Here is an 11,394-nt window from a genome sequence, read left to right as displayed (position 1 = left end):
CAGGTGGAACGTAGGTAAAGGCGCTTTCGGGCGCAAGCATCAACCACACGGTGTCGCACGCTAATTACTGCAATGCACAAGATCGACTCAGGCGAGTGCAGACCCCGCCCGGTATTCGTCGTAGGAGGTGTTCCAGTCGCCCCAGCCGTTGCTGAAGGTCATCTCCCGGTTGGTGCCGACGGTCTCGACGACGTCACCGCGGCGGGTCATGTCGTAGAGGAACTTGGCGTTCTCGTCGCTCATCCCGGTGCAGCCGTGGGAGACGTTGGCATTGCCCTGCTGCGCGACCGACCACGGCGCGCCGTGGATGAACTCTCCGGAGAACGTCAGCCGCATGGCCCACTTCACGCCCTCCATGTTGTAGTACTCCCGGTCGCCCTGGTTGATCCCGATGGTCTCGGAGTTCATGGTCTTGCGCTTGAACTTCTCGATGATCACCTTCACGCCGCTGCGGGTGATGAACCCTTCCTTGCCGGTCGTGATCGGGATGGTCTTGATCTTCTGCCCGTTCTTGAAGACTTCCATCTGGTGGGTCTGCGCGTTGGCCCGGTAGATGTGCGCGTCACCGGTCTTGAAGGTGATCTCACGGTCCTTCTGGCCGAAGATGCCGCCACCGGCAGGAACCGAGTTGATGTTGAGCTTCACGTTGATCGTGGAGTTGGCCTGCCAGTAGGTGCGCGGGCGGTAGTGCACTTCCTTGTCGCTGACCCAGTACCACGACCCGTCCTGCTTCGGGGTCGACTCGACGACCATCTTCTTCTCGAAGGCGGCCTTGTTCTTCACCGGCAGGTCGTACGTCACGATGATCGGCATCCCCACACCGACCGTCTCGCCGTCGAGCGGCGCGATCGACGGGAAGGTCTGGCGGTCCAGGCCGAGATCCTCGGTCGAGAACTTGATCTCGCTCGTCTGCTCCAGGCCGTCGTCACCGGTCGCGGTGACCGCCAGGATGTAGGAGGCGGTCGGCTCGAGCACCTCCCCCGCGCTCCAGCTGAGCCCGTCCTCGGTCATCGTGCCCCGCACCTTGGTGCCCTTGGCACCGGTCAGCATGACCTCGTCGAGACGCCCCTTGGCCACATCGACCTTGACGACCTTGTCGACCGCGACGCCGGTGGCGTCGTTCTCGATGTTGGGGGTGATCTGCACCGTCGGCTCGGCCGGCTTCTTGGGCTCCTTCGAGGCCGAGTCCGCCCCGCACGCGGCGAGCACCGGCGCGAGAGCCGCCGCTGCCGTGGTCAACAGCACCCGGCGGCGGGCGAGCAGGGACGAACGGTGAAACGGTGACTGCGTTGACACGGTGAGGCTGCTCCAGACCTGATTCATTTACCCCCGCGCCCCGAACCGGGGCGTGGGCGCGATAACCCTACCGGGCATCACCAAGAGCTGCCCAAGAATGGAAACGGGGCCCGATCCGTGTTGGATCGGGCCCCGTCGGCGTTCATCTGCTCAGTGCTTGAACTCGCCTCGGTAGTACTCGAAGTTCCAGCCGGCGAGGGCCAGCAGACCGAGCACGGCGGCGATGATGAGAAGCCACCAGGCCGCCATCGCGACCGAGAGGACGACCAGACCGAAGGTGAGAGCCGCCCACAGCGGCCACCACGAGAACGGCGGGAAGAAGCCGTACTCCCCGGCGCCCTCGGCGATCTCACCATCCTCGCGGTCCTCGGGCCTCGGGTCCATCTTGATGGCGTGGAAGCCGAGGTAGATGGTGATCATCGCGAACAGCAGCGTGCACATCACCAGCGCCGAGGTGCCGGTCCAGTCGCCGCCCTCCTCGGAGGCCGCGGTGATGAACCAGTAGGCCGGCGTGACCAGCACCATGAAGGCGGTGCAGACCACGAAGATCCAGGCTTCAGACTTCATCGGGGTCAGCCTTCCTTGTTGGAGCTGGTGGAGGCGAGGTCGTCCTCATCGTTCTCCAGCGCGGCGATCTCCGGGTGGTGGAGGTCGAAGGCCGGGGACTCCGAACGGATCCTCGGGATGGAGACGAAGTTGTGGCGCGGCGCCGGGCAGGCGGTGGCCCACTCCAGCGAGCGGCCCCAACCCCAGGGGTCATCCACCTCGACCTTGGGGGCGTTGCGGGAGACGTAGAGGTTGTAGAAGAAGGGCAGCATCGACAGGCTCAGCAGGAACGCGCCGACCGTCGAGAACTGGTTCAGGAAGGTGAACCCGTCGCTGGGCAGGTAGTCGGAGATGCGTCGCTGCATGCCCTCGACACCGAGCCAGTGCTGGACCAGGAAGGTCGCGTGGAAGCCGACGAACAGCAGCCAGAAGTGGACCTTGCCGAGGCGCTCGTCGAGCATCCGGCCGGTCATCTTCGGCCACCAGAAGTAGAAGCCGGCGAACATCGCGAACACGACGGTTCCGAAGACCACGTAGTGGAAGTGCGCGACCACGAAGTAGGAGTCGGAGACCTGGAAGTCGAGCGGCGGGCTCGCCAGGATGATGCCGGTCAGACCACCGAAGAGGAAGGTCGTCAAGAAGCCGATCGACCAGAGCATCGGGGTGTCGAAACTGACCGATCCGCCCCACATCGTGCCGATCCAGTTGAAGAACTTCACACCTGTCGGCACCGCGATCAGGAATGTCATGCCGGAGAAGAACGGCAGGTTGACCGCGCCGGTGACGAACATGTGGTGCGCCCACACCGCCACCGAGAGGATCGCGATGCCGAGGGTCGCGGCGACGAGGCCGATGTAGCCGAAGATCGGCTTGCGGCTGAAGACCGGGAGGATCTCGGTGATGATGCCGAAGAACGGCAGCGCGATGATGTAGACCTCGGGGTGACCGAAGAACCAGAACAGGTGCTGCCACAGGATCGGGCCACCATGGGCGGCGTCGAAGACGTGGGAGCCGAACTGCCGGTCGGACTCGAGCATCAGCAGCGCAGCCGCGAGGATCGGGAACGCGATCAGCGCGAGGAGCGAGGTGACCAGGGTGTTCCAGGTGAAGATCGGCATCCGGAACATGGTCATGCCCGGCGCCCGCATGCAGATGATCGTGGTGATGAAGTTGACCGAGCCGAGGATCGTGCCCAGACCGGCCATGTAGAGACCCATGATCCACAGGTCGCCACCGACACCCGGCGAGTACTGCGCGCTGGAGAGCGGCGTGTAGGCGAACCAGCCGAAGTCGGCTGCGCCGGTCGGGGTCAGGAAGCCGCTGGCCGCGATGAGGCTGCCGAACAGGTAGAGCCAGTAGCTGAACATGTTGAGCCGCGGGAAGGCGACGTCAGGTGCGCCGATCTGCAGCGGCATGATCACGTTGGAGAAGCCGAAGAACAGCGGCGTCGCGAAGAGCAGCAGCATGATCGTGCCGTGCATCGTGAACAGCTGGTTGAACAGCTCGTCGTTGACGACCTGCTGACCCGGGAAGGCCAGCTCCGAGCGCATCAGCAGCGCCATCAGGCCGCCGATCAGGAACCAGACGAACGACGTGACCAGGTACATCTTGCCGATCAGCTTGTGATCGGTGGTGGTCAGCAGCTGGTAGATCTGCTTGCCGAGCGGCTTGCGACCGCCGGCGACCGGGGGTGCAGCGGTGGCGGTCACTCGCCCTCCTCCTCGTGGTTCGCGATGTCGTCAGCGGGGCGGGTGGACTTGCCACCACCGAGCAGCGGGCGGTCGGCCTCGAAGCCGTTCTGCGCCAGCGTGTCGACGTAGGACTTGTAGTCGCTCTCGGAGAGGATCGCGACCTTGAAGATCATCCGGGCGTGGTAGACGCCGCAGAGCTCGTAGCACGCCCCGCGGAAGGTGGTGCCCTCGATGAGGTCCTCCGCGTTGGCGTCGAAGGTGGCCGTGGCCTCCTTCGTGGTGATCGAGTAGTGGTTCACCCGACCCGGGACGACGTCCATCCTCATACCGAACTCCGGGACGCCGAAGTTGTGGATGACGTCGGCCGAGCGCAGGTTGAACCGCGTGGTGGTCTTCTCGGGGAGGACCAGCGTCGGGATGTGCGAGCCGGTGCCCACGACGTAGCCGTACTTGTCGTAGGGGAACTCGTCGTCGACGAGGTTCTCGTCAGCGCTCAGGTCGGGCTCACCGATGCCGTGGTTGAAGGTCCACTGCCACTGCTGGCCGGTCACCTCGATCACGTTGGTCGGGTTGCCGTTGTCCAGCATCTCGTTCTGGACCTTGACGGTGTGGTCGAAGAAGACGATCACCATCAGGACCGGGGCGATCGTGTAGAAGATCTCCAACGGCAGGTTGTAACGCGTCTGGACCGGGACGTCGGCGTCGCTGCGGCGCCGGTAGCGCCAGATAGCCCAGAAGATGAGCCCCCAGGTCAGGGCACCCGTGATCAACGCGGCGATCCATGCGCCCTGCCACAGGGCGAGGTTGTGCTCCCCCTGCTCGGAACGTGGCTCGGGGAAGCCGAAGCGCGCCGCCTCGTCCGAACAGCCACTCAGCAGGAGGGCGCCGGCCGTCAGCGTCGCCACCAGCGCACCACGTCGGGCGCGGGCGTGGGACGGAGTCGATCCGGCCCCTGGCAAGTGCAGACCCACTACGAGCCTCTCTCTCATGCGAACACTCAGATGTCGGCAGACTACCGCGAGCGACTCCGGATTCATCTTCAGGGGTTCCTCATGTCGCGTATGGCTACCGTTGGGTTCTGTGACCGACCGCTTCACCTACCTCGACGCCGCCTCGGCCGAACCGCTCCATCCCGCCGCGCGAGAAGTGCTGCTCGCCGCGGCAGAGCAGGGGTACGCCGACCCTCGCCGCCTCCACCGGCCGGCCCGTAGCGCCGGGCTGCTGCTCGCCAACGCCCGCGAGGTCGTCGCCGAGGCTCTGGGGGTACGTCGCGATGAGGTGCTTTTCACATCCTCGGGCACCGCCGCCGTGCACGCGGGGCTGCTGGGGCTCGGATCACGTGGCATAGGTCACAGTGCCGTCGAGCACCAGGCGGTGATCGACGCCGCACGATGGTCGCAGCGCTCCCCCGTCACCGAGCTGGCCGTCGACGGCGAGGCACGGGTCGAGGGGGCCGCGGTGCGGGAGGCGGTGCGGGCCGGAGACGTCGATGTGGTCGCCGTCCAGCAGGCCAACCACGAGGTCGGCACGCTCCAGCCCCTCGACGAGGTCGCCTCGGCCGCAGGCCCGGCGTCCCTCTTCGTCGACGCCGGCGCGGCGATGGGACGGCTGCCGTTGCCCTCGGTCGGGGACGCGATCGCCGGCTCCGCCCGCAAGTGGGGTGGCCCCGGTGGCGTGGGAGTGCTGGTCGTGCGCAGGGCCGCCCGCTGGCGCTGGCCGTTCCCGGGCGATGAGTGGTCGCGTACGGATCAGGGGTTCACGAACATCCCCGGGGCGCTGGCCGCCGCGGCAGCGCTCCAGGCGGTCGTCGCCGAGCGCGACGAGGTCAACGCCCGCCAGCACGAGCTCGTCGCGCTGGTGCGGGAGCGGGTCAGGACGGAGATCCCCGACGTGGACGTCGCCGGCCCTGCCGAGGACCGGCTCCCCCACCTGGTGACCTTCTCGGCGCTGTACGTCGACGGCGAGGCGCTGGTGACCGCACTGGACCGCATCGGCGCCGGTGTCGCCAGCGGCTCGGCCTGCACGTCCGATACCCGCGAACCCTCTCGCGTGCTTGCTGCCATGGGAGCGCTGACACACGGTAACGTTCGGCTGTCGCTGACCCGCGACACGACGCGAGAGGATGTGGAGCGCGTGCTCGACGCACTGCCCGGGATCGTGAAGGACCTACGCGCCGAGGCTGGCCTGTGAGCGCGCCGATCGTCACCCTCGACTGCCGTGGGCAGGCCTGCCCGCGACCGATCATCGAGCTCGGCCGCCACCTCGGCGACGTCGAGGTCGGCGAGGTCATCGCCGTCGCGGCCGACGACGTGGCGGCCCACCACGACGTACCCGCCTGGGCCCGCATGCGCGGGCAGGAGTTCGTCGGCGAGGTGGAAGCAGAAGACGGCGTACCCGTATACCGGATACGCCGCCTCAGCTGAGATTGCTGGTCGAGCCGCGGTCAGTTCTTGATGTGCGGAGCGATCTGGTCCGCGGCCCTGTCGCCGTAGGACTCACGGACCCGGGCGACGAACTCCTCGGCGGTGAAGGAGTACTCCTGCGGGCCGACGGTCTCGACGCAGTAGGCGGCCAGGACACAGCCGACCTCGGCGGCCTGCTCCAGCTCGCAGTCCCAGGCCAGCGCGGCCAGGAATCCGGCCCGGAACGCGTCGCCGACTCCGGTGGGCTCGACGGCGTCGACGTTCTTCGCGGCCGGCAGCTCGATCGCGTCCTCGCCCTTGCGCTGGATGCGTACGCCGTCCTTGCCGAGCGTGGTGACCTGGGTGCCGACGCGGGCCAGGACCTCCTCGGCGGACCAGCCGGTCTTCTGCTGGAGGACGTGGGACTCGTACTCGTTGGTGAACAGGTAGGCGGCGCCGTCGACGAGCTCGCGGATGAGCTCACCGTCGCCGAAGGCGAGCTGCTGGCTCGGGTCGGAGATGAAGGTGTAGCCGCGCTGACGCGCCTCCTGGGTGTGGCGCTTCATCGCGTCGGGGTCGTCCGGCGCGATCAGCACGTACGACGGCTCACCGACCTTGTCGGCGATCGGGCCGAGCTCGATCTCGCGCGCCTCGGCCATCGCGCCCGGGTAGAAGCTCGCGAACTGCGCCATCGCGGTGTCGGTGGTGCACACGAACCGGGCGGTGTGCAGCGTCTCGGAGACGTGCAGGTGGTCGCAGTTGACGCCGTGACGCTCGAGCCAGGAACGGTAGTCGGCGAAGTCCTCGCCGACCGCGCCCACGAGCACCGGCGCGAGGCCGAGGTTGGCCAGGCCGAAGGAGATGTTGGCGCCGACGCCACCGCGGCGGATCTCGAGGTCGTTGACCAGGAAGCTCACCGAGAGCTTGTCGAGCTGGTCTGCGACCAGCGAATCGGCGAACTTTCCACCGAAGCTCATCAGGTGGTCAGTGGCGATGGAGCCTGCGATCAGGAGTGAACCGGACATGCGCGGAACCCTACCGGCGAGACCTCGGGCGATGTTAAGGCTCGGCCGTGGACGGGAGATGAAATATTACCGCCGAGTCCGCCTTCTGCTACCCGTTGGTAGTGCTTACCGTCGTTTGCATGACCGACATGCGCGTTCCGTACGACGACCTCGACAGCCCTGCGCAGCTCTGCGCCGACTGTGCCGCCGCCGACAGCGCGCTGCGCCTGCCCGCGCCACGGGTGCGCGAGACGGCCCGCCCGGCACCGGCCGTGCGGATGCAGGCCCGGGAGCCGGGTCACGCCGCCATGCTCGAGGCCTGCGGACACGTCGCCGACGACCTCGCCCTGACCTGATGGTTCTCGGCCTCCCGGACTGAGGAGGCCACCAAATACCAGCAGCCCCTGCCTGTGGCAGGGGCTGCTGACGTACTGGACCAGATCGGGCTCAGTGGAAGGAGTCTCCACAGGCGCAGGATCCGGTGGCGTTGGGGTTGTCGATGGTGAACCCCTGCTTCTCGATGCTGTCCACGAAGTCGATCATGGCGCCGTTGAGGTAGGGGACGCTCATCCGGTCGACGACGACGGAGACGCCGTCGAAGTCGGTGACGACGTCACCGTCGAGGGTGCGCTCGTCGAAGAAGAGCTGGTAGCGCAGGCCGGAGCAGCCACCGGGCTGCACGGAGATGCGCAGGCTCAGGTCGTCGCGGCCTTCCTGCTCCAGGAGGCTCTTCACCTTCCCGGCGGCAACGTCGCTCAGGTTGATGGAGTCGGCGCGGCGTTCGGTCGTCTGCTCGGTCATGTAGCTGGGCTCCCTGTGCGTGGGTGCGGGTGTGTCTCAGGGTCAATCGTCGCACATCCTCGGTTATTCCCGATGGTCGACGGACCAGGTCCGGGCCACTCTGGCCGCGACCCGAGCCAGTGAGTCGTACGCCTGGCCGATCGCCTGCTCCTCGCCGACGATGTCGACCAGGGAGTAGGCGGCGTCGATGCCGAGCGTACGCATCTCCCGCCCGCTCATGCTGACCTTGCCCGCGAGCACGATGCAGGGCCGCAGCGCCTGCTCGGCCAGCCTGGCGACCCCGGCCGGCACCTTCCCGGCGGCGCTCTGCGGGTCGAAGGACCCCTCACCGGTGATCACCAGGTCGGTCCGGGCGGCCAGCTCGGGCAGCCCCAGCAGGTCGGCGACGACGTCGAACCCCGGCCGGCGGGTGGCGCCGAGGAGCAGCAGTGCGAACCCGATCCCGCCGGCCGCTCCCGCACCCTTCTCGGTCGCGGTCTTGCGCGAGGTGGCGGCGGCCAGGTCCTGGAGCACACCGTCCCAGCGGGGCATGGTCTCCTCGGCCAGCCCCTTCTGCTCGCCGTAGACCTTGATCGCGCCGAAGAGCCCGGTCAGCGGGTTGTCCACGTCGCTGGCGATCACGATCTCGAGGCCCAGGGGCTCGGGGAGCGTGACCTCGGTGACGCCCTCGAGCCCGGCGACACCGGCATCGAGCGGCCGGTCTGCGGTGGCGCCCAGCGCGGCGAGCAGCCCCGCTCCCCCGTCGCTGGTGCCCGAGCCGCCGAGGCCGACCACGACCGTGCTCGCTCCGGCGTCACGGGCGGCGAGGAGCAGCTGGCCCACTCCGTACGAGCTCGCCTGCTCGGCCCCCTTCCCGCCGGTGAGGTGCAGACCGGCGGCCTGGGCCGACTCGACGTAGGCGGTCTCGCCCTCGACCAGCACCTGTGCCGTCACCGGCTCACCGTGGGGGCCTCTGACCTCGACCTCGTGGAGGTCGCCGTCGAGCACCTCGTGCAGCAGCTCGAGGAAACCCGGTCCGCCGTCCGCCATCGGCGCGAGCGAGAGATCGTCACGGGGCGCCGTACGCCGCCAGCCCTCCGCGATCGCGGCAGCCGCCTGGGCGGCGGAGAGGGTGCCTGCGTACTTGTCGGGGGCGATCAGCACTCGCATGGCCGAAACCTACCCGCGCACGGAAGCACGAGGCGTTCCACCTGATGTTCTCGGTGTCGTAAACATTCCGCATGCGTCGCGTTAAGGTCGTTTCGTGCGGATCTTCGGGCGGCGCAGTGCCGGCGAGTCAGAGACCAGGCGGATCAATGGCTTCTGGAGCTGGTGGGCCCAGAAGGGCGCCCTGGCCTGCGGTGCGGCGCTCGACGCCGACGACCAGAAGGCTCTGGTCGCACTGCTGGCCAGGCGGATCGACGCGATCGAGGCGGGCCTGAGCTGGGAGGTCGGACCCGGGCCGTTGGGGGGCCGGCTGCTGGTCGTCTCGGCGGGCGGCAACCCGGACCATCGCGCGCTGGCCCGCCGCTGGCTGCTCGCCGCCCCCGAGCCCGACGACGTCTCGGCCTGGGAGTTCAGCGACCAGCGCCCGCCGGTCGAGGATCCGGTCGAGGCGGTGCTCACCACCCCTGGCGGCGCCGCCATCCGGCTGGCCGACGTGCTGGTCGCCGCCCGGCAGAACGGCGCCCACTTCGACCTCACCCTCTTCCACCCGGCCTTCCCCGACCTCGACGACGACGCTCGCCTCCAGGTCGCCTTCCACGCCCTCGACACGGCGCTGGGCGAGTCCAGCACGGAGCTGTGGATCGGCGAGGTCGAGACGACCGCCGCCCGTCCCCGCGACGGCTTCGGCCTCGACGGGCTGCGCGTCGCCGTGGGCAACCTCCGCACCGAGTACGTCGACCCCGACGGCAACCCGGCCTGGGTGCTGCTCCACGCGGAGAGCCCGCAGGGACCGGTGGTCGCGAGCGCGGTCGTGCCCCTGCACCCGGTCACCGCACCCAACCTGACCCATCATGTCGGCGTGATGGTCCCCTACGTCGGCTTCGCCGAGCGGGGCCTCCCCTCCCCCGACGCCCTGCTCGAGCTCGACCAGCTCGAGGACCGGCTCGCCTCGACCCTCGGCCCCGACGGCCGCGTCGTGGCGCACGAGACCACCAACGGCGTACGCCTTCTGCACGCCTACGTCGACCCCACCACCTCGGCCCCGCAACGGCTCGAGGAGACGGTCGACGGCTGGGTCCACGGCGACGTCGTCACCCGGGTCGACACCGACCCTGCCTGGGAGGCCGTCCGGCCCCTGCGCGCCTGAGGCGGATCTCATCGCAGGTCGGCGATCACCTTCCGGGCGGTCGTGATCCCCGACTCGATCGCACCGTCGACGACGACACCGTTCCACCCCTGGGCGAAGTCGGCGCCGGCCAGATGGAGCCGGGTCGTGGTCTGGTTGAAGTGGCTCCAGCCGTCGACGAACCGGCCGGAGCGCACCGTGGCCCAGGTCTGGCCCGACCACGGGTCGGCGACCCAGTCGTGGCCGCCGCAGTCGATCACCGACAGGCCGGCGTCCCAGACGTCGACAGCACGCTGGGCCGACCCGATGTCCTCGAGGTCGATCCTCGTGTGGTCCGACCCGAACCCGACCAGGATCGTGGCGTCCTCCTCCTCGAGGAAGTACTCGCTGCGCAGCAGCGAGATCGGGTTGTCCCCCGGTGCCCCGGCGATCACGGAGTGCCGTCCGGCGACCTTGATCCAGATCTTGAAGCCGACCGAGTTGGTCCCCTCCGCGACGACCTCACGCTGCAGGTCGCTCAGCGGCGGGGTGAACTCGATGTTCCCCAGCGCCCCGATCGGGGCGGTCACGATGACCGCGTCGGCCTCGATCTCCTCACCGGTCGCGAGGACGACCCGGGCACCGCTCTCGTCGTGGTCGACGGACCGCACCGGCGTCGCGAGGGCGATCGGGCAGCGCAGGTCGGCCGCGATGGCCTCGTAGAGTCCGCGCATGCCACGGGTCAGCTTGAACCGCAGGGTCTGCTCGTCCATCAGGGAGCTGCGGTGGTCGCTGAGCGAGGCCCAGTGCTTCGCCATCAGCGGTGAGGCGGTCGCGGTCGAGCCCTGGTAGCCGGCCGACCAGTAGGAGTCGGCGAGGTCGATCTCCTCCTGGCTGAACCCGCCGGTGCGGAGGCAGTCGAGGACGCTGCCCTTGTCCGCGGCCAGGAAGCGCTCGCGCAGGTCGGGGTCGGTGTCCTCGGACTCGAGCACGAACAGCGGGTCGTGCGGGTAGGGGAAGAGCTCTCGCGAGCCCTCGAAGATCACCTCCTGCAGCCGCGCGAGCTTCTCGTCGAGCTCGTGCTCGGTGCCGCGGCGGACCGCGCCCTCGCTGACCCAGTACGCCTCCTCGATGTCGGGGCTGGGGTGGATCTGCTGGCCGTAACGGGTGATCTCGGTCCAGACGAAGGGCTGCATCCAGTGGACCCAGGTGGCACCCATCTCCAGGGCGTGCCCGCCGAGGCGTTCGTCGGTCCAGGCGCGCCCGCCGATCCGGTCGCGGGCCTCGTAGATGCGGACGTCGACACCCGCAGCCTCGAGCTCGCGGGCGGCGACGAGGCCGGAGAAGCCGGCGCCGACGACGATGACGGAGGGCCGGGCGGAGGTGGGGTTCATGGGTGCTCC

General features: G+C 68.6%; 12 protein-coding genes. 4 read left to right on the top strand and 8 right to left on the bottom strand.

All coding sequences use genetic code 11. The features are described from left to right. Positions 1 to 87: 87 nt before the first annotated feature. The 4 genes from BLT25_RS20865 to BLT25_RS20850 form a co-directional block, all read right to left on the bottom strand. On the bottom strand, positions 88 to 1,296 hold the full coding sequence (locus BLT25_RS20865; RefSeq protein WP_256328706.1) for a L,D-transpeptidase: 1,209 nt from the start codon (positions 1,294 to 1,296) through the stop codon (positions 88 to 90). 150 nt (positions 1,297 to 1,446) lie between these two features. After that, positions 1,447 to 1,863 carry a cytochrome c oxidase subunit 4 gene (locus BLT25_RS20860; protein ID WP_091049923.1) on the bottom strand — a complete coding sequence of 139 codons (417 nt, stop codon included), beginning with the start codon at positions 1,861 to 1,863 and terminating at the stop codon, positions 1,447 to 1,449. Positions 1,864 to 1,868: 5 nt separating this feature from the next. Continuing rightward, positions 1,869 to 3,551, bottom strand: coding sequence for an aa3-type cytochrome oxidase subunit I (ctaD, locus tag BLT25_RS20855; RefSeq protein ID WP_091049920.1), 1,683 nt, complete (start codon positions 3,549 to 3,551; stop codon positions 1,869 to 1,871). Next, positions 3,548 to 4,438 carry an aa3-type cytochrome oxidase subunit II gene (locus BLT25_RS20850; protein ID WP_091049919.1) on the bottom strand — a complete coding sequence of 297 codons (891 nt, stop codon included), beginning with the start codon at positions 4,436 to 4,438 and terminating at the stop codon, positions 3,548 to 3,550. Before BLT25_RS20850 ends, ctaD begins: the two co-directional genes overlap by 4 nt. Positions 4,439 to 4,613: 175 nt before the next feature. Here BLT25_RS20850 and BLT25_RS20845 point away from each other — a divergent pair, with 175 nt between their 5' ends. Beyond that, complete coding sequence (locus BLT25_RS20845) at positions 4,614 to 5,723, top strand: cysteine desulfurase family protein (protein WP_256328705.1); 1,110 nt, start codon at positions 4,614 to 4,616, stop codon at positions 5,721 to 5,723. Then, complete coding sequence (locus BLT25_RS20840; protein ID WP_091049914.1) at positions 5,720 to 5,956, top strand: sulfurtransferase TusA family protein; 237 nt, start codon at positions 5,720 to 5,722, stop codon at positions 5,954 to 5,956. The genes BLT25_RS20845 and BLT25_RS20840 overlap by 4 nt, the downstream gene beginning before the upstream one ends. 20 nt (positions 5,957 to 5,976) lie before the next feature. Here BLT25_RS20840 and BLT25_RS20835 read toward each other — a convergent pair whose 3' ends face one another. Further along, on the bottom strand, positions 5,977 to 6,960 hold the full coding sequence (locus BLT25_RS20835) for a carbohydrate kinase family protein (RefSeq protein WP_091049911.1): 984 nt from the start codon (positions 6,958 to 6,960) through the stop codon (positions 5,977 to 5,979). Between the two features lie 119 nt (positions 6,961 to 7,079). On the opposite strand from BLT25_RS20835, the gene BLT25_RS20830 reads away from it, so the two are divergent. Then, complete coding sequence (locus BLT25_RS20830) at positions 7,080 to 7,295, top strand: hypothetical protein (RefSeq protein WP_091049909.1); 216 nt, start codon at positions 7,080 to 7,082, stop codon at positions 7,293 to 7,295. Positions 7,296 to 7,386: 91 nt separating this feature from the next. On the opposite strand, the gene erpA is transcribed toward BLT25_RS20830, so the two are convergent. After that, positions 7,387 to 7,740, bottom strand: a complete 354-nt coding sequence (gene erpA, locus BLT25_RS20825; protein WP_091049906.1) for an iron-sulfur cluster insertion protein ErpA — start codon at positions 7,738 to 7,740, stop codon at positions 7,387 to 7,389. A gap of 63 nt (positions 7,741 to 7,803) precedes the next feature. Continuing rightward, positions 7,804 to 8,889 (bottom strand): glycerate kinase family protein, encoded by a 1,086-nt coding sequence (locus tag BLT25_RS20820; RefSeq protein WP_091049904.1) that lies wholly within the window; start codon positions 8,887 to 8,889, stop codon positions 7,804 to 7,806. Positions 8,890 to 8,983: 94 nt separating this feature from the next. Here BLT25_RS20820 and BLT25_RS20815 point away from each other — a divergent pair, with 94 nt between their 5' ends. Beyond that, positions 8,984 to 10,033 (top strand): DUF695 domain-containing protein, encoded by a 1,050-nt coding sequence (locus BLT25_RS20815; RefSeq protein WP_091049902.1) that lies wholly within the window; start codon positions 8,984 to 8,986, stop codon positions 10,031 to 10,033. Positions 10,034 to 10,041: 8 nt separating this feature from the next. On the opposite strand, the gene BLT25_RS20810 is transcribed toward BLT25_RS20815, so the two are convergent. Continuing rightward, the gene (locus BLT25_RS20810) at positions 10,042 to 11,385 is read right to left on the bottom strand and encodes a flavin monoamine oxidase family protein (protein WP_091049900.1); all 1,344 of its coding nucleotides are present in this window, start codon (positions 11,383 to 11,385) and stop codon (positions 10,042 to 10,044) included. Positions 11,386 to 11,394: the final 9 nt, after the last annotated feature.

This window comes from Nocardioides sp. YR527 (genome assembly GCF_900101045.1).
Taxonomy (GTDB): Bacteria; Actinomycetota; Actinomycetes; order Propionibacteriales; family Nocardioidaceae; genus Nocardioides.
This window is presented reverse-complemented; position numbering and strand designations above follow the sequence as displayed.

Bases quoted from the DNA above. Each gene is read 5' to 3' on its own strand.
- BLT25_RS20820 (WP_091049904.1), bottom strand. From the start codon at position 8,889: ATGCGAGTGCTGATCGCCCCCGACAAGTACGCAGGCACCCTCTCCGCC.
- BLT25_RS20810 (WP_091049900.1), bottom strand. From the start codon at position 11,385: ATGAACCCCACCTCCGCCCGGCCCTCCGTCATCGTCGTCGGCGCCGGC.
- BLT25_RS20860 (WP_091049923.1), bottom strand. From the start codon at position 1,863: ATGAAGTCTGAAGCCTGGATCTTCGTGGTCTGCACCGCCTTCATGGTG.
- erpA (WP_091049906.1), bottom strand. From the start codon at position 7,740: ATGACCGAGCAGACGACCGAACGCCGCGCCGACTCCATCAACCTGAGC.
- BLT25_RS20835 (WP_091049911.1), bottom strand. From the start codon at position 6,960: ATGTCCGGTTCACTCCTGATCGCAGGCTCCATCGCCACTGACCACCTG.
- BLT25_RS20830 (WP_091049909.1), top strand. From the start codon at position 7,080: ATGACCGACATGCGCGTTCCGTACGACGACCTCGACAGCCCTGCGCAG.